This window comes from uncultured Tateyamaria sp., from assembly GCF_947503045.1.
Taxonomy (GTDB): Bacteria; Pseudomonadota; Alphaproteobacteria; order Rhodobacterales; family Rhodobacteraceae; genus Tateyamaria.
The window spans coordinates 1,073,684-1,090,391 of the sequence record NZ_CANNCF010000001.1 but is presented as its reverse complement, the minus strand read 5'-3'; the positions used below and the strand labels follow the sequence as shown (position 1 = coordinate 1,090,391).

Below are 16,708 nucleotides of genomic sequence, written 5' to 3'. Positions count from 1 at the left end.
CCCGGTTTTCTGATATCAGAAAACGCCGCCCTACTCGGCGGCCAGCTCTCCGCTGTCGATCTGTTCCTGCTCGATGCTTTCGAAGAGCGCTTTGAAGTTCCCCTCTCCGAAACCGTCATCGCCTTTGCGCTGGATGAACTCGAAAAAGATCGGTCCGATCACGGTTTTCGAGAATATCTGCAGCAGGATCTTGGTCTCACCGCCATCCACGACGCCTTCGCCATCAATCAGGATGCCGTGCTTGCGCATCCGGTCCAGCGGCTCTTCATGGCCGACAACGCGCGATTTGCTCAGATCGTAGTAGGCATCCGGTGGACCGGGCATGAACTTGAGCCCGTTTTCCGCAATCGCGTCGGTGCTGTCATAGATGTCGTCCGAGCCCACTGCGATGTGCTGGATGCCCTCGCCCTTGTATTTGTTGAGATAGGCCACGATCTGCCCGGTCTCGCCCCGGTCTTCATTGATCGGGATACGGATGCGACCGCAAGGCGAGGTCAGCGCCCGACTGAGCAGCCCGGTGAATTTGCCCTCGATGTCGAAAAAGCGGATTTCCTTGAAGTTGAACAGGTCTCCGTAAAAACGGAACCACGTGTCCATATTGCCCTTGTGGACGTTGTGGGTGAGGTGATCGAGGTAGAAGAACCCGACGCCGCGCGGCTTGGATTGTTCGAGCCACTCGTATTCGTCATTGTACGGCGAGGTGTCATAATACTGGTCCACGAAATAGATCAGGCTGCCCCCGATCCCGTAGATCGCAGGCACGTCCAGGACCTTGTCATCGCCCTCGTAAGGCTCAGCCCCGAGTGACAGCGCCCGCTCAAAGGCGGCCTGCGCATCCACGATCCGCCAGCCCATGGACGGCGCGCAGGGCCCGTGCGCCTCGACAAAGCGCGCGCCAAAGCTGTTCGGCTCGGCGTTCAGCACATAGGTGATGTCGCCCTGCTGCCACAGCTCGATGGCCTTGGTCTTGTGACGGGCCACCTTCTTGTATCCCATGCGCGTGAACACGGTGCGCAGCTCTTCTGGGTCGGAATGGGCGAATTCGACAAACTCGAACCCGTCCGTGCCCATTGGGTTGGCTTCGGTGATCTCTGATTTCGGGGCATCGTGCGGAAAAGGACCCATGCTGCGTCTCCTGACAAGGCGATTTCGCGCAGTTTACACCGCCATCGGTGCATTTTGTGCGCAAATCAACGCTCCGAACTTCCAAATCATGCACGCTTCCCGCATAATTCCCTACAACCATGCAGGAATGATCGCACATGCTTGATTCCACTGATTCCCGCCTTCTGGCCGCTCTTCAGCACAATGCCCACCTCACCGCCCAAGAGTTGAGCGAGCAGCTGAACCTGTCGGCCAGCCAGATCGGGCGCCGTCGCCAGCGGCTGGAGGCCGAGGGCTATATCGAAGGTTATGTCGCTCGCCTTGATGCCACGCGGCTGGGACTGAGTGTGCAGGGGTTCGTGCAGGTCCACCTCAGCACCCACGGGCCGGAACATTCTGCCAGCTTTGCCCGCCTGCTCGACACACGGCCCGAAATTACCAGCGCCTGGGCGATGACCGGCGATGCGGATTACCTCTTGCGGGTCTATTGCGCCGATCTGAGCGCGCTTAACCGGTTGATCCACGACGTGCTGCTGCCCCACCCTGCCGTCGCGCGGGTGCACAGCCAGATCGTGATGGACCAGCTGAAACGGGACGGCCCCTTGCCGACCTGAGCCGACCCTCGCACAAAATCGCGCATCGCGTCACCGATTGCATGGCTTTGTCGGCCTTTCATGCGTGTTGCCGGTTGTACTCGGGGCCAAAGCCTCACATCCTCAGGCCAACCTCAGGGGCCATGGTCATGGAAAGCTTTCTCTATCAGGCATCGATCTATCTGGCAGCCGCCGTGCTGGCCGTGCCCATAGCCGCGCGGCTTGGGTTGGGCTCGGTGCTGGGCTATCTGGCAGCTGGCATCCTGATCGGGCCGGTTCTGGGCCTCGTCGGGGCCGAGACCGAGGATTTGCAGCACTTTGCCGAATTTGGCGTGGTGATGATGCTGTTCCTGATCGGGCTCGAGCTTGAACCCCGCGCGCTTTGGGACATGCGGCACAAGCTGCTGGGGCTGGGCGGCGCGCAGGTGGTGCTGTCGACGCTTGCACTGATGGGCGTGGCGATGGCCTACGACCAGCCCTGGGGCGTGGCGCTGGCCATTGGCCTCACGCTGGCCCTGTCCTCGACGGCCATCGTGCTGCAGACCCTGTCGGAAAAGGGGCTGATGCAGACGGGCGGCGGACGCTCCGTGTTCTCGGTGCTGCTGACGCAGGACATCGCGGTGATCCCGATCCTTGCCTTTCTGCCGCTGATCGCGGTCACCCTGCCGGTGCAGATCGCACCTGACGGATCGATCGGGCTGGCCAATGACGATCACGGCGGCGGCCACGGGCACGGCACGCTCAGCCTTGTGGACGGGCTGCCTGCATGGGGTGTGACCCTTGTGACCATCGGCGCAGTGGCGGCAGTCATTCTGGCGGGCATTTTCCTCACCCGGCCCGTGTTCCGCTTTATCCACGCCGCGCGCCTGCGCGAGATGTACACGGCCCTTGCCCTGCTGATCGTCGTGTCGATTTCGTTCCTGATGATGCTCGTGGGCCTCTCGCCTGCGCTGGGAGCGTTTCTGGCCGGTGTGGTGCTGGCCAGCTCTGAATTCCGTCACGAGCTGGAAACCGACCTCGAACCGTTCAAGGGCCTACTTCTGGGTCTGTTCTTTATCACCGTAGGGGCGGGCATCAACTTTGCCCTTCTGTTTGCGGACTGGCCTGCACTGTTGTCGATGGCGCTGCTGGTGATCTTTCTCAAGGGACTTGTGCTTTATATTCTGGCCGTCACCTTCAAAATCAGGGGGCGGGATCGCTGGCTGTTCACTCTCGGCCTTGCGCAGGCGGGCGAGTTTGGCTTTGTTTTGGCCGCGTTTTCGGTCGGTCAGGGTGTCATCCCGCAATCGGTGGCCGAAACCCTGCTGCTGGTCATTGCGCTGACGATGCTGATCACACCGCTGCTGTTCATCCTTTATGAGGTGATTTCCAAACGCATGGCCGAAAGCCATGGCGAAATCGAGGCCGACGAGATCGATGAACAAGGCCCTGTCATCATCGCAGGGATCGGGCGGTTTGGGCAGATCGTGAACCGGCTGCTGCAAGGCACGGGCTTCAAGACGGTGGTGCTGGATCACGACATGGAAACCATCGCCCTGATGCGCCGGTTCGGGTTCAAGAGTTTTCTGGGTGATCCCAGCCGCCCCGACATTCTGCATGCCGCCGGAATCGACACCGCCAGCATCCTCGTGGTTGCGCTCGATGATGCAAAGGCCGCCACGCGGCTTGTGGCCTATGCGCGCAAGGTGCGGCCCGACATCCATATCATCGCGCGGGCCTATGACCGGGTGCATGTCTACAACCTCTATCAAGCGGGGGCGGATGATATCGTGCGCGAGATGTTTGATTCCTCGCTGCGGGCCGGGCGCTATGCGCTCGAAAACCTGGGTCTCAGCGAATACGAAGCGGCCGAGGCCGAACACCTGTTCTATACCCATGACCGGGACGCGGTGCGTCAACTCGCCGAGCTGTGGGATCCAAGCATCCCCACCTCCAAGAACGACGCCTATGTGGCGCGCGCGCGCGAGTTGGAAAAGGACCTCGAAGTTTCACTCTCCGCCCGGCAGGACGAACCCAAACGGGCCTGAGCCGTGCGTGGGTCGGCGGGCGGGCGTCTTTTCATGCGCTTTCAGCGCCATGAAAACAGAGCCGCCCGGCACCCTTATCCGTCCGCCACACCGGCCTCGGCAAAGGTGGCCATGCCCGAATGGCAGGCGACGGCCCCTTTCAACACGCCAATTGCCAGCGCCGCCCCCGATCCTTCACCTAGGCGCAGGCCCAGCGACAAAAGCGGTGCCTTGCCCAAGGCCTCCAGCATACGCGGATGCGCCCCTTCAGCACTTTGATGACCAGCCACAACGTGATCAAGCGCACCCGGCGTGGTGTGTTCCAGACAGGCGGCAGCGGCGGTGCAGATGAACCCGTCCATGATCACCGGAATGCGCAAGGACCGCGCGCGCGCGATGGCACCGGCCATGCCAGCCAACTCGCGCCCGCCAAGACACATCAGGACATCCAGCCCGTCGCCCGCATCACTGTGCGCGGCCAGCGCATCATTCACCACCTGGGTTTTCAGCGCCAGCGCGTCACCCTCGACGCCGGTGCCCCGCCCGGTCCAGTCGGCCCCGTCGCCACCAAATAGACGCGCGGCGATGGCCGCAGCCGAAGTTGTGTTGCCAATACCCATCTCGCCCACGACCAACAGATCGCTGCCTTCATCAACTGCATCCCAGCCCGCGCGCAGGGCCGCGACCACCTCGGTCTCGCGCATCGCAGGGCCAGTTGTGAAATCTGCTGTCGGTGTCTCAAGGTCCAGCGCCACCACGTCCATGCGCGCGCCAAATGCCTTGGCCAACTGGTTGATCGCCGCACCGCCATGTTCGAAATTTGCCACCATCTGCACGGTCACCTCAGGCGGAAATGCAGACACGCCGCGCGCTGCCACCCCGTGATTGCCCGCAAAGACAATGACTTGTGGCGCGTTAATCGCAGGGCGCGCATCACCGCGCCAGCCCGCATACCAGATCGCCAGATCCTCAAGACGCCCCAGCGCGCCGGGGGGTTTGGTCAACTGCCCGTTGCGCGCCTCGGCCCCGGCCACTGCTGCAGCGTCCTGCCCCGGCATGTCGCCCAAAAGGGCACGCAATCCGTCCAATGTGTCAAAGCTCATCGCGTCTGGTCCTTGCCTGTTTGTCCCATGCTCTTTACCCAATGCAAACCCAGCCGCAAGTCAGGACCGGACATGGCAGCCGAAGAAACCGACACCACCGTGCAACAGCGCCTATGGGACGTGCCTGCGGCCTTTGTGCTGCTCACGCGCCTGCCGCTGCCGCGCCTGCCCAATCACGCCTTTGCCCAAGGGGCGCGGGCCGTCTGGGCCTATCCGCTGGTGGGGCTGGTGCTCGGTGGGATGGCGGCCCTGATCGGTTGGGTGGCCCTGCTGATCGGTCTTTCGCCGATGCTCGCCGCGGGGCTGATGTTGGCGGCGCTGGTGCTGCTGACGGGTGCCATGCACGAGGACGGCCTGGCCGACACCGCTGACGGGCTGTGGGGTGGGCAAGACGCAGCGCGACGGCTCGAGATCATGAAAGACAGCCGGATCGGGGCCTACGGCATGCTTGCGCTGATCCTCGCGATGGGTCTGCGCTGGCTGGGGCTGGCCGAGGTGGGCGCGGGCGGGCTGGTCGCCGCCTTGGTCATGTCTCGCGCCATGATGACGCCGTTGATGCTGGCCCTGCCCCATGCGCGCGAAACCGGGCTGGCCCATAGTGTCGGGCGGCCGGACGCGGGCCCCGTTATCACGGCCATGCTAATCGCAGCCACCTGCGGGATCGTCCTTGCCGGAGGGCCGGGTCTGGTAGCGCTGATCATCGCGGGTGGTGTGGCCGCAGGGATCGGGGCGCTGGCAAAAGCCAAGATCGGCGGTCAGACGGGTGACATTCTGGGGGCTGCACAAGTCTGCACGGAAATCGCCGTCCTGCTGACCCTCGCCGCCCTTATATAGAAAAAGCGCGCCCCGACGAGGCGCGCTTTGTCAAATTCGCTAAGGTGCGTGGATCAGGCCGCGACGCGGCTGGTCAGCACATCACCCACTTCCTTGGAGGCCGCAACCTCGTCGCCACCCGATACGGCCGCGACTTCGCGGGTCAAACGCTCAAGAGCCGCTTCGTAAAGCTGACGCTCGGAATAGCTTTGCTCGCGCTGATCATCGGTGCGGTGCAGGTCGCGGACCACTTCGGCAATCGCGATCAGGTCGCCCGAGTTGATCTTTTGTTCGTATTCCTGTGCACGGCGCGACCACATGGCGCGTTTGACCTTGGCCTTGCCCTTCAGGGTCTTCATGGCGTGCGCAATGACATCCGGGCTCGACAGGGCGCGCATCCCGATTTCGGTCGCCTTGTTGGTGGGTACGCGCAGCGTCATCTTGTCCTTTTCGAACGAGATCACGAACAGCTCGAGTGAAATGCCTGCCACTTCCTGGCTTTCAACCGAAATGATCTGGCCAACACCATGCGCGGGGTAGACCACAAATTCATTGGGGCGAAAGTCGAGTTTCTTTGATTTTGTCATTCTTGATCCTCATAAGACGCATCGAACGCGGCCCTTTTTCGACAGTCAAATCCGCATCAGCCGGGGCAAGCATGCCACGCCTAAGGTGCGGTTCGGGTCGAGTTTTTCAGCGGGCCAGCGTCGGTGGTCGACCGGCCAAGGGTGCATCCGTCTGTCAGTTGTAACGGTAACATAACACAAAAATCGAAGATTCGAAAGCTTACCTTGAGGCACAGGTGGAAAGCTGGCTGTTTTTCAGCCCCTTACGCCGCGCAGTTCATGCCGCAGGTGCAGAAATTCGACCCCTATCAGGCGATTCGGACTGGCTCAGCCACCCTCGCCCGGCGCTTCGGAGAACATCTCCATCTTGCCTTCCTTGCCGTCCATCTGGTCGGCGGTGGGCAGCGGGTCTTTCTTGGTGATGATGACCGGCCACATCTCGGAATACTTGCGGTTGAACTCGACCCACTTTTCCATGTCCGGCTCCGTGTCCGGGCGGATCGCGTCAGCGGGGCATTCGGGTTCGCACACACCGCAGTCGATGCATTCGTCCGGATGGATCACCAGCATGTTCTCGCCTTCATAAAAGCAATCCACCGGGCAGACTTCGACGCAGTCGGTGTATTTGCAGGCAATGCAGGAATCATTGACGATATAGGTCATGCGGGCGCTCGTATCATATGGGTCAGCGGGGTAGGTAAATGAGTGTGACGTATCATTCAAGGTGGCGGGCACGGGAAAGATCGCCCTGCCGTCGGTCCCGCTTGGTTGGCCGCCCTTTTCCCTCAAAGCGCGGATTTTCCGAAACGGGCGTTTCGCGCGGGGCCGCTTCGGGGGACATATCGGAGTAAAGCGTCTGTGCTTCGGGCGCAGGACCGCGCCGTGTGCCGATGGCAACCACCTCGATGATGCGCACGCGATCGCCGATCGCAAAGGTCAGCACATCGCCTGCCGAAATGGTTGTGGCCCGCTTGGTGACCCGCTCGCCATTCACACGCACATCGCCTGCGGCCACACGGGCCGCCGAGAGGGATCGCGTCTTGAAAAAGCGCGCAAACCACAGCCATTTGTCCAGCCGCAGTTTGTCGCTTGGGTCGGACACCTACTTGTTGTCCTTGAGCCCCATGAGGGCTGCCGCAAAGGGGTTGTCGGGATCGATCTGCTTTTCCTTACGAGGCGGACGGGCGGAAAAGTTCTGCCCCTTGCCGCCATCGCCGTCCCGGCGCGGGCCCTTGCCCTTGCCTTTGGGCTTGCCACCCTGCCCGCCCTTGCCGCGCGGTTTGCCGCCTTGCGCCGGGCGGCCACGATTGGCCGCAGGGGCACGACCCCAGGTAAAGGTGTAGAACACCTCGATCTCAGGGGCTGCGACCTCTGCATCAGCGGCTGTACCCGGTTCGACTTCGGTGTCAGATACGGCCGGGATCTCGGCGGGCACTTCGGGGGTTTCTGCGGCTTCGGCCATTACCGGGGCCTGACCCTCGTCGGGGATATCGGCAACGCCCTCCGGCACATCGGCAGGGGCGTCTGCATCCATAACTGGCGCATCGGCCTTGGGTTCTTCGGTCACAACGGCTGTAACAGGTTTTACCTTCTCCCGTTCGCCCTTTTCAGCCTTGTAGCCAAGTCCTTCCATGAGACTCGCAAACTGTTCCAGCGTCATGCCGGTGATCGACAACATGTCGGCCTTGGCCTCGAAGCCGCCGCGCGAATCCTCGGCCCGCAGCATGTCCGCCAGACGTTCCAGCATGTCGATGCGGATCGCGCGTTCACCTGCGTTGCGATACCCGGCCATCGTGTCGGCACCTTCGCCTGCGTCTTTCATCGCAGGAATGGTGACCAGACCGGGGGGTGGGGATTCGGGGAACTCGCCCAAGTTTTTGGAGAGTGACCACAGCACCAGACGCAAGCGTGTCGGGGCGGGTTTCAGCAGCAAGGGCATGAAGATGGTGAACTGGCCAAAGCGGATGCCATGCTTGCGCAGCGCGCCGCGCGCGTCCTGATCCAATGCCTTGACCTCGTCCGCCACAGCCGCGCGGGGCAGCACGCCAAGCGCTTCGATCAGACGAAAGGCAAAGCCCTTGGCAAGGCCCGTCAGCGCCTCGTCGCGCTGCATGTTCAAAAGTGGTTCGAACAGGGCCGCCACCTTGCGGTCGATGAAATGCTGCGCCCGGCGCTGCACTTTCTGGGCAACCTCGGGGCCAGCGACATCGTCCACAAACACTTCGACTTGGGGCTTCAGCGCATCCGACCCGGCAACCAGCTTGCCCACGGCAGCGGAACCCCACATCAGGCCACCTTGCTCGGTAAAGTCGATTTCGGTGTCAGGAGCGTTGTAAAAGCGATCCGCACGCAGATGGAAATGGGGGGCCAGCGCCTGCAAGGCCGCAGTCTTGATCGTCTTGGCCTCGGCTGCACCTGCGCCCTTGTCCTGAGAGAACCGGAACCCGTCCAACTTGCCGACGAACTCGCCCTCGACGCTCACTTCACCCTGATCGTTTACTTCGGCCACCATGGCCTCCTTCTGGCCCAGCCGGCGCAACAACACAGAAGTGCGCCGGTCTACAAATCTTTGTGTCAGCTTTTCATGAAGAGCATCTGACAAGCGGTCTTCTACATGGCGCGTCTCGCTGCGCCAATGGTCTATATCGTCCACCCACCCCTTGCGTTGCGCCACATAGGTCCATGTGCGGATAAACGCCAGTCGTTTGCTGATCGCATCGATGTCGCCGTCCGAGCGGTCAATGCGCTTGATCTGGCGCGCCATCCAGTCATTGGGGATGGAGCCGCGTTCGTGCAGGTATCGAAACACAACGTCCAGCAGCCCGGAATGTTCCTGATGGCTGATGCCGCGAAAATCGGGCACCCGGCAGACATCCCAGAGCAGGCGCACTGACGGGCCGTCGGTGCAGCGCGCGGTAACTTCCGCACTTTCGGCCAGCGATTTCAGCGCCATGACGTCGTCCGCCTCACGCGCCCTCACCAGCACCTCGTGATCGGGCGGTGACTCAAGGCTGCGGACAAGGGCGTCGATAGTGCCGAATTGCAGCGCATGGTTGCGCCATTGCAGCTTTTGCAGCGGCGTGAACCGGTGATCCATGATCGCCTGCGCCGTACCGTCATCGAGCGGGCGCACATCGCCCGTCACTCCGAACGTACCATCCTTTTGGCCCCGCCCGGCGCGGCCCGCGATCTGGGCAAGTTCATTGGGAGCCAGCGGGCGCATCCGGCGCCCGTCGAATTTGGACAGCGACGAAAACGCGACATGATCGATGTCGAGGTTCAGGCCCATGCCGATGGCATCCGTGGCCACCAGAAAGTCGACCTCGCCGTTCTGGTACATGTCCACCTGCGCGTTGCGGGTGCGCGGGGACAGCGCGCCCATCACCACCGCCGCCCCGCCCTTTTGACGGCGGATCAGCTCGGCGATGGCATAGACGTTGTCGACCGAAAACCCCACGATGGCCGAGCGGGGGCGCATGCGGCTGACCTTCTTCTGACCCGAATAGACCAGCTGGGACATGCGTTCGCGGTGCATGTACTGCGCCTCGGGCACCAGCGCGCGGATCGGGCCGCGCATGGTGTCGGCCCCCAGAAACAGGGTTTCGTGCAGGCCGCGCGCGCGCAGCAGACGGTCGGTGAACACATGGCCCCGTTCTGGATCGGCACAGAGCTGGATTTCGTCCACAGCCAGAAAATCGACGCCCATGCCGTCCGGCATCGCCTCGACCGTGCAGACCCAATACTGGGTGCGGGGCGGCACGATACGTTCTTCGCCCGTGACAAGGGCCACGACAGATGGACCGCGCAGCGCAACAATACGGTCATAGACTTCGCGCGCGAGCAGGCGCAGCGGCAGGCCGATCACACCTGTGCGGTGGCCCAGCATCCGTTCAATGGCATAGGTGGTCTTGCCTGTGTTGGTGGGGCCGAGAACGGCCACCACGCGTGCGTCGCCCGACATGGGCTGATCCCCCCGATGGCTCGGTACTTGTTAAAGCTCGAGGCCGATGCCTCTGGTTTTGAGCTGCTCAAGCGCCTTGCTGGCGTTTTCGTGGTTGGGATGCAAGTCGAGAACCTGCCGGAACGCGTCCCGCGCCCGCGCATCATCGCCGAATTCCTGCAACATCACGCCCAGACCAAATAGGGCGTTGTAGTTTTCCGGGTTCAGGATCAACGCGCGCTGCAGGTCATCCAGGGCGGGGCCATAAAGGCCTTTCATGTAAAACGCGGTGGCGCGGGCATGCCAGCCTTCGGCAAATTCTGGGGCGTGATCGGTCACGGCCGTCAGGTGCTCGATGGCGATGTCGATCTGCTCTTCCTCCAGCGCCTCGCGGCCCCGGCGCAGCAGCATATCCAGCGAGGTGGACCCCGATTTGGCCCACTCCCGCTCGATCTCGCGGCTGAGGCGAATGGCCTCTGCAGGTTGTGCCTTGCGCAGCGACTGCATCATCTCGTCAAGAGAAGATTGCGCGTGCCCGGGTAAGGAATTCCCTACTGTCAGTAAAAGTGCCGTGACGACAGGGTAGAGTTTACGCAAATGTGTGCCCATAACGATGAATGTAACAGGCCGCGCGGTAAATTCCAGAGACGCATAGGCGGTCGCAGCCAAAAAGGGCATCAAAGATGAGTGACACCGTGAACGAAGCTGTCGTCGTGCTGAACGAAAAGCTGGCCGGCGCCGATTTTACCGGCACTGCGAAGTTCGACATCGAAGGCGAAGGTGCCGTGATGATGGACGCCTCTGGCGCGCGCGCGGGTGACGAGCCTGCGGATGTGACCCTGTCTGCGGATGCCGAAACGTTCAAGTCGATCCTTTCGGGTGAAACCAACCCCACATCTGCCTTCATGACCGGCAAGCTGAAAGTTGATGGCGACATGGGCATGGCGATGACACTGGCATCTGTCCTGGCCTGATGACCCTTGCGGCGGCCCCCCTCTTTACCGATGTGAGCCCCGCACCACTGGACGGGGCCGCCTATTGGGTACACGCCAGCGACGGCGTGCGCATCCGGCTGGGCGTCTATCGCCCGGATCAGGCCAAAGGCACTGTCCTCCTGTTTCCCGGGCGCACCGAATATGTTGAAAAATACGCGCCTGCCGCCGGTGACCTTGCGGCGCGCGGTTTTGCGAGCCTGATCATCGACTGGCGCGGTCAGGGCCTTGCCGACCGGTTGCTGGACGAAAACCGCGTCGGTCATGTCGGCCTGTTTGCCGACTACCAAAAAGACGTGGACGCAATGGTCGAAGCGGCGCGCGAGCTTGGCCTGCCCGAACCGTTCTATCTGCTTGGTCATTCGATGGGCGGCTGCATCGGCTTGCGCTCGCTACACGAAGGGCTCGAGGTGGCGGCCGCCGCCTTTACCGGTCCAATGTGGGGCATTCGCATCGCTGCCCCACTGCGCCCCGTCGCGTGGGCCCTTGGGCAGGTCATGCCTGCCATCGGCCATGGGCACCGCCTGCCGCCCGGACGGGTCCTTGACTCCTATGTGCTGACCGCCCCGTTCGAGGACAACCTGCTGACCTCCGATGAAGAGATGTTCGAGATGATGCGCGCCCAGTTGCTCGCTCATCCCGAATTGGAACTGGGCGGGCCCAGCTTCGTGTGGCTGCGCGAGGCACTGGCCGAAACGCTCGCTCTTGCACGCATGCCCGCCCCTGCGGTCCAGGCGGACGCATTTCTGGGCACCAACGAACGCATCGTGCATATCGGCCGCATCGAGGCGCGCATGGAAAGCTGGTCCAACGGTACCCTGCACGTCATCCCCGGCGGCGAACACGAAGTGTTGATGGAAGGCCCCGAGGCGCGCGCTGACATCTTTGACACCATCGCCGACCGCTTCGCACAGGCCGCCTGAGGCTGGCGTCGCGCTGATCCCATGCTAGGTTTGCGCCCATGAGCGCGCTGACCTTCACCCCTTCCGGCATCTATTGCCCCGCTGGCGATTTCTACATCGACCCGTGGCGGCCCGTACCCCGGGCGCTGATCACCCATGGCCACGCCGATCACGCGCGCGGCGGTATGGGGGCGTATCTTGCAACGGATCTGGCCGCCCCGGTCATGCGCCATCGGTTGGGTGATATCCCCCTTGAAACAGTGAGTTACGGCGAAGTGCGCCAGATTGGCGGGGCATCGGTGTCCTTTCACCCAGCAGGCCATGTGCCCGGTTCCGCCCAGATCCGTGTCGAAGTCGCAGGCGAGGTCTGGGTGGCCTCAGGTGACTACAAGGTGGTCGATGACGGGCTTTCGACCCCGTTCGAGCCGGTGACCTGCCATCACTTCATCACCGAAAGCACGTTCGGCCTGCCCGTATTCCGCTGGCAGGACCAACGCGAGATCGCCGCGCAGATCAATGCATGGTGGGCCGGGTGCGCGGCGGCAGGAAAGACGGCCTTTCTGGGCTGCTACGCGCTTGGCAAGGCGCAGCGCTTGCTGACCCTGCTGGACCCCGAGATCGGCCAGATCCTGACCCACACCGCCATAGAGAACACCAATGCCGTGATGCGCGCGCAGGGCATCGACCTGCCCACAACGGTTCTGGCAGGCCCCGACCTTGTGCCCAAGGATCATCCCGGTGCGCTTGTGCTTGCGCCGCCCTCAGCGCTCGATTCCGCATGGGCGCGCAAGTTCGGCCCGAACGAGACCGCCTTTGCCAGCGGCTGGATGGCCCTGCGCGGTATCAGGCGGCGACGCTCAGGGGATCGGGGGTTTGTCATCTCTGACCATCCGGACTGGTCGGGACTGCTTGAGGCGATCAAAGCCACTGGCGCAGAAAACATATATGTTACGCACGGTTACACAGACATCTTCGCGCGCTATCTGAGTGAATCCGGCTGGAACGCGCAGGTGGTCCCAACCGAATTCGGCGGGGATGAGGCCGAGGACGCCGCATGAAATCCTTTGCTGCCCTGTTCAACGCCATCGACCAATCCACAAAGACCACGGTCAAGGTTGCGGCCTTGGCAGACTACTTCCAGACCGCACCCGAAACCGACCGGATCTGGACCATCGCCATCTTCTCTGGCCGCCGCCCCAAGCGAGCGGTGACAACAACGCGCCTGCGCGAATGGGGCGCCGAGGTGGCGGGCATCCCCCTGTGGCTGTTCGAGGAGTCCTACCCAATCGTCGGTGATCTGGCCGAAACCATCGCGCTGGTGCTGCCGCCACCAGCGTCCGATACAGACCATGGTTTATCTCACTGGATCAATCTGTTGCGCAGCCTTTCTGATGTGGATGAAGACGCGCGCAAGACCGAGGTACTCAGCGCATGGGACAGCCTCGATACCACCCAGCGGTTCCTGTTCAACAAGCTGCTGACTGGTGGTTTTCGCATCGGCATCAGCCAGAAACTGATGACCCGCGCACTGGCCCGCGCCACAGGCCGGGGCGAGGCCGAAATGGCGCACCGCCTGATGGGCGACTGGGATCCGGCCAGCACCACGTGGGAACAGCTGATCGAGGCGGAAGATCCCACTTCCGACGCCTCGCGCCCCTACCCGTTCTACCTCGCCTATGGGCTTGATGCGGCTGCCGAAACCCTCGGTGAGCCAGAGGAGTGGCAAGCAGAATGGAAGTGGGACGGCATCCGCGGCCAATTGATCCTGCGGGACGGCGCTCACTATGTCTGGTCACGCGGCGAAGAGTTGATGACCCACCGCTTTCCCGAACTCGCCCGTGCGCTGGATTTCATCCCCGATGGCACCGTTCTGGACGGCGAACTGCTGGTCTGGAGCAGCGACGGGCTGCAATCCTTCAACGCCTTACAAAAACGGATCGGGCGCAAGACGGTCCCGAAAAAACTGCTGAGCGAAGCTCCAGTCATCCTTTACGCCTATGATCTGCTGGAATGGCAGGGCGACGATATCCGGCAAAAACCACTTGCGAAACGACGCGCAACCCTCTGCGATCTATGTGATAATCTCCCCTCAGATACACCTGTCAAGCTCTCTCCCAGCGTGGCATTTGACAGTTGGGAGGCGCTCGCCGCCATCCGCGCAACCGCGCGCGATGCGTCAGCCGAAGGGCTGATGCTGAAACGTCTGGACAGCCCCTATCTTACGGGCCGCAAGAAAGGCGACTGGTGGAAATGGAAGCTCGACCCGCTCACAATCGACGCCGTGATGATCTACGCCCAATCCGGGCACGGACGGCGCGCCAACCTGTTCACCGATTTCACATTTGCAGTCTGGAAAGGAAACGAGCTGATCCCCTTCACCAAGGCCTATTCCGGGCTCACCGACGACGAGTTTCGCCGGATCACCGCATGGGTGAAAAAGAACACGCGTGAGCGGTTTGGCCCGGTGCGCAGCGTCACGCCCGAACACGTGTTCGAGATTGCCTTCGAAGGCATCCAGGCCTCGCCCCGGCACAAATCCGGCGTCGCCTTGCGCTTTCCCCGCATGTCGCGCTGGCGCCATGATAAGCCGATAAACGAGGCCAACAGCCTCGATGACCTCAATGACATGCTGAACACCTTCGGATAACACGCGTGACTCGGAGTACATTGCATCTCCGCCTTGCCCCAGCCGAACCTTCCCAGTCGTGTTGACGGTCCACGCGGAGAACGATGCCCATTTAGTATCCACGCTTTCCAATGGAAAGACGCTCAGCTATGACTGAACCTCGATCACACAGACGGCTTTACATTACATCAAGGTCCCGAATGAAAAAAGTTCACCTCAAGCTCCTGAAGATTCTCAACTCCATGTCCAAATCATCAAGGTCGGACCACAACCTTGAGCCCGCCAAGGTGGAGTTCGATCGATGGATAGCCAAGGCGAATGAAATCGACGACCTGAAAGTGCTTGAAGTCGGGTCGCGTAATGTCACCGGTCATATCGGGCACAAGAGTTTTCCAAAAGCAACCGAGTACGTGGGCATGGACGTTCTTCCCGGTGAGAATGTGGATATTGTGGGCGATGCGCACGCGCTTTCTTCTCTGGTGCCGAACAATCATTTTGATGTAGTGTATTCAGTTGCTGTTTTCGAGCACTTGATGTTTCCGTGGAAGGCGGCAATGGAAATAAACCGCGTCCTGAAACCAGGCGGCTATGTTTTTACCATCACACACCCGGCTTGGCCCGAACATGAAATGCCCTGGGATTTCTGGCGGTTTCCAAAGAACGCCTTTCGCGGCCTTTTCAACCCCATCACAGGTTTCGAGCTGCTGGCATCGGACGAAGGCCTTGGTATGCGCCCTATCGCATTGACGACCGATCCGGCAATGCAGGACATGTACAAGCACAAATTGAATGGCGTTGTGTTCAGTGTTGCGCGCAAAACTGGCCCCTATGACAAATCCAAACTGAAATGGGACTTGGTTCCGGGAGACGTGTCGGAGGACATGTACCCAAGCCCAAAGCAATAACCATATGATGGCCGAATGTTGTGACGCTTTTCCTGCTGCTCGCGTGTGGTCGCGTCAGATGGCAATTCGATAACTTTCTTCGCCAAGAAGAACCTACTTCGTCAGTATTGGCGACAAATTTAAGGCACTGGGCAACTTACTTGTTTTGACCGTCGCTGCCCTCGATCAAATGTTGGAGACATTTGGATAATTCAAACCCACCCTTCGCCCCGACGCCGCCCGCCAAACCGTTTCCTCAGGGAGCATGGGACGCCCACGTGCATCTTCTGGGTGGACCTCAGCATCTGCTGTCACCCACACGCGTGGAGAACCCGGCGCCCGGTTACGATTTCGACGATTGGCTGGCGATGTACCGCGCCCATCTGGCCGCCCTTGGATGCAACAAAGGGCTGATCGTGCATACCATCCTTTACGGCGGCGATATCAGCGTGACGCGCGAAGCGGTCAGTGCAATGGGCGACGGGTTCAAGGGGGTCGGCTTGCTGCCGGACGGGGCAAGCGCACAGGAGGTCAAAGCCTTCGCTGCGGCCAACATGGTCGCCGTGCGCCTCAACTACGTGCATGGTGGGTTGCTGTCCTGGGAGGGCGCGCGGGATATGGCCGCCGCACTTGCCGATCACGGCATGCATCTCCAGATCCTCATCCATGCGGACAAACATATCGAGCAGATTGCCGACGATATTCGCGCCCTGCCCGTTCCGGTCGTGATCGATCATTGCGGCTGGCCCACCGATATGGCCGTGGATACCCCCGCCATCGACACGCTTTGCGCCTTGCTAAGCGAGCGGCAGGTCTATGTCAAACTCTCAGCCCCCTACCGGTTCTGCGCGGATTGGAATGCCGCCACCCCGCTGATCCGACGCCTGATCGACGCAAACCCGGATCATTGCCTGTGGGGGTCGGACTGGCCTTACCTGATGCTCAACGGTGTGCACATGCCACATGCCAGCGCGCTGGCCGACAGTTTCAGCGCCATCACCAGCGCCGAGGAACGCCAGAAAATCCTGTGTGCCAACCCCGATCGGCTTTTCCTGCCTTGATCTTCTTCTGACCAAAAATACCACGGGGGGTCCGGGGGGCTGGCCCCCCGGTCGGTCGCCGCTGCACAACAGCGGCGAAACACTTGCCCCCGCCCCAATCCGGCAATACCTATGGCGC

Annotated in this window: 16 protein-coding genes; 9 read left to right on the top strand and 7 right to left on the bottom strand. The window is 61.7% G+C overall.

The genetic code is table 11. The annotated features are described in order from the left end of the window. Window positions 1–30: 30 nt before the first annotated feature. Complete coding sequence (gene hppD, locus Q1A89_RS05580) at window positions 31–1,125, bottom strand: 4-hydroxyphenylpyruvate dioxygenase (protein ID WP_299724746.1); 1,095 nt, start codon at window positions 1,123–1,125, stop codon at window positions 31–33. Window positions 1,126–1,262: 137 nt separating this feature from the next. Between hppD and Q1A89_RS05575 the strand changes: the two genes are divergently transcribed. Then, window positions 1,263–1,718: an Lrp/AsnC family transcriptional regulator gene (locus Q1A89_RS05575; RefSeq protein ID WP_299724744.1), complete on the top strand. Its 456-nt coding sequence runs from the start codon at window positions 1,263–1,265 to the stop codon at window positions 1,716–1,718. A 128-nt stretch (window positions 1,719–1,846) separates the two neighbouring features. Beyond that, window positions 1,847–3,724, top strand: a complete 1,878-nt coding sequence (locus Q1A89_RS05570; RefSeq protein ID WP_299724742.1) for a monovalent cation:proton antiporter-2 (CPA2) family protein — start codon at window positions 1,847–1,849, stop codon at window positions 3,722–3,724. A gap of 74 nt (window positions 3,725–3,798) precedes the next feature. Here Q1A89_RS05570 and cobT read toward each other — a convergent pair whose 3' ends face one another. Next, on the bottom strand, window positions 3,799–4,806 hold the full coding sequence (gene cobT / locus Q1A89_RS05565; RefSeq protein WP_299724740.1) for a nicotinate-nucleotide--dimethylbenzimidazole phosphoribosyltransferase: 1,008 nt from the start codon (window positions 4,804–4,806) through the stop codon (window positions 3,799–3,801). Between the two features lie 72 nt (window positions 4,807–4,878). On the opposite strand from cobT, the gene cobS reads away from it, so the two are divergent. Next, a complete protein-coding gene (cobS, locus tag Q1A89_RS05560) occupies window positions 4,879–5,640 on the top strand; it encodes an adenosylcobinamide-GDP ribazoletransferase (protein WP_299724738.1) in 762 nt (253 codons plus the stop codon). A 53-nt stretch (window positions 5,641–5,693) separates the two neighbouring features. On the opposite strand, the gene Q1A89_RS05555 is transcribed toward cobS, so the two are convergent. The 5 genes from Q1A89_RS05555 to Q1A89_RS05535 form a co-directional block, all read right to left on the bottom strand. Beyond that, window positions 5,694–6,206, bottom strand: a complete 513-nt coding sequence (locus Q1A89_RS05555) for a CarD family transcriptional regulator (protein WP_299724736.1) — start codon at window positions 6,204–6,206, stop codon at window positions 5,694–5,696. Window positions 6,207–6,512: 306 nt separating this feature from the next. Next, on the bottom strand, window positions 6,513–6,848 hold the full coding sequence (fdxA, locus tag Q1A89_RS05550) for a ferredoxin FdxA (protein ID WP_299724734.1): 336 nt from the start codon (window positions 6,846–6,848) through the stop codon (window positions 6,513–6,515). A 52-nt stretch (window positions 6,849–6,900) separates the two neighbouring features. After that, the gene (locus Q1A89_RS05545; RefSeq protein WP_299724732.1) at window positions 6,901–7,287 is read right to left on the bottom strand and encodes an RNA-binding S4 domain-containing protein; all 387 of its coding nucleotides are present in this window, start codon (window positions 7,285–7,287) and stop codon (window positions 6,901–6,903) included. Further along, entirely contained in the window at window positions 7,288–10,146 is a 2,859-nt protein-coding gene (locus tag Q1A89_RS05540; RefSeq protein ID WP_299724730.1) for a helicase-related protein, read from the bottom strand. Between the two features lie 30 nt (window positions 10,147–10,176). Further along, complete coding sequence (locus Q1A89_RS05535) at window positions 10,177–10,734, bottom strand: tetratricopeptide repeat protein (RefSeq protein ID WP_299724728.1); 558 nt, start codon at window positions 10,732–10,734, stop codon at window positions 10,177–10,179. Window positions 10,735–10,808: 74 nt separating this feature from the next. On the opposite strand from Q1A89_RS05535, the gene Q1A89_RS05530 reads away from it, so the two are divergent. The 6 genes from Q1A89_RS05530 (at window position 10,809) to Q1A89_RS05505 (ending at window position 16,590) form a co-directional block, all read left to right on the top strand. Further along, window positions 10,809–11,099 (top strand): SCP2 sterol-binding domain-containing protein, encoded by a 291-nt coding sequence (locus Q1A89_RS05530; RefSeq protein ID WP_299724726.1) that lies wholly within the window; start codon window positions 10,809–10,811, stop codon window positions 11,097–11,099. Next, window positions 11,099–12,040 (top strand): alpha/beta hydrolase, encoded by a 942-nt coding sequence (locus Q1A89_RS05525; protein WP_299724724.1) that lies wholly within the window; start codon window positions 11,099–11,101, stop codon window positions 12,038–12,040. Before Q1A89_RS05530 ends, Q1A89_RS05525 begins: the two co-directional genes overlap by 1 nt. A 38-nt stretch (window positions 12,041–12,078) precedes the next feature. Further along, a complete protein-coding gene (locus Q1A89_RS05520; protein WP_299724722.1) occupies window positions 12,079–13,077 on the top strand; it encodes a ligase-associated DNA damage response exonuclease in 999 nt (332 codons plus the stop codon). After that, entirely contained in the window at window positions 13,074–14,666 is a 1,593-nt protein-coding gene (locus tag Q1A89_RS05515) for an ATP-dependent DNA ligase (protein ID WP_299724720.1), read from the top strand. Before Q1A89_RS05520 ends, Q1A89_RS05515 begins: the two co-directional genes overlap by 4 nt. A gap of 179 nt (window positions 14,667–14,845) precedes the next feature. Then, window positions 14,846–15,550, top strand: a complete 705-nt coding sequence (locus Q1A89_RS05510; RefSeq protein ID WP_299724718.1) for a class I SAM-dependent methyltransferase — start codon at window positions 14,846–14,848, stop codon at window positions 15,548–15,550. Window positions 15,551–15,807: 257 nt separating this feature from the next. After that, window positions 15,808–16,590, top strand: coding sequence for an amidohydrolase family protein (locus tag Q1A89_RS05505; protein ID WP_299726108.1), 783 nt, complete (start codon window positions 15,808–15,810; stop codon window positions 16,588–16,590). Window positions 16,591–16,708: the final 118 nt, after the last annotated feature.

Bases quoted from the DNA above. Each gene is read 5' to 3' on its own strand.
- Q1A89_RS05540 (WP_299724730.1), bottom strand. From the start codon at position 10,146: ATGTCGGGCGACGCACGCGTGGTGGCCGTTCTCGGCCCCACCAACACA.
- Q1A89_RS05525 (WP_299724724.1), top strand. From the start codon at position 11,099: ATGACCCTTGCGGCGGCCCCCCTCTTTACCGATGTGAGCCCCGCACCA.
- Q1A89_RS05515 (WP_299724720.1), top strand. From the start codon at position 13,074: ATGAAATCCTTTGCTGCCCTGTTCAACGCCATCGACCAATCCACAAAG.
- hppD (WP_299724746.1), bottom strand. From the start codon at position 1,125: ATGGGTCCTTTTCCGCACGATGCCCCGAAATCAGAGATCACCGAAGCC.
- Q1A89_RS05575 (WP_299724744.1), top strand. From the start codon at position 1,263: ATGCTTGATTCCACTGATTCCCGCCTTCTGGCCGCTCTTCAGCACAAT.
- Q1A89_RS05555 (WP_299724736.1), bottom strand. From the start codon at position 6,206: ATGACAAAATCAAAGAAACTCGACTTTCGCCCCAATGAATTTGTGGTC.
- cobT (WP_299724740.1), bottom strand. From the start codon at position 4,806: ATGAGCTTTGACACATTGGACGGATTGCGTGCCCTTTTGGGCGACATG.
- fdxA (WP_299724734.1), bottom strand. From the start codon at position 6,848: ATGACCTATATCGTCAATGATTCCTGCATTGCCTGCAAATACACCGAC.
- cobS (WP_299724738.1), top strand. From the start codon at position 4,879: ATGGCAGCCGAAGAAACCGACACCACCGTGCAACAGCGCCTATGGGAC.
- Q1A89_RS05535 (WP_299724728.1), bottom strand. From the start codon at position 10,734: ATGGGCACACATTTGCGTAAACTCTACCCTGTCGTCACGGCACTTTTA.
- Q1A89_RS05570 (WP_299724742.1), top strand. From the start codon at position 1,847: ATGGAAAGCTTTCTCTATCAGGCATCGATCTATCTGGCAGCCGCCGTG.
- Q1A89_RS05530 (WP_299724726.1), top strand. From the start codon at position 10,809: ATGAGTGACACCGTGAACGAAGCTGTCGTCGTGCTGAACGAAAAGCTG.
- Q1A89_RS05520 (WP_299724722.1), top strand. From the start codon at position 12,079: ATGAGCGCGCTGACCTTCACCCCTTCCGGCATCTATTGCCCCGCTGGC.
- Q1A89_RS05510 (WP_299724718.1), top strand. From the start codon at position 14,846: ATGAAAAAAGTTCACCTCAAGCTCCTGAAGATTCTCAACTCCATGTCC.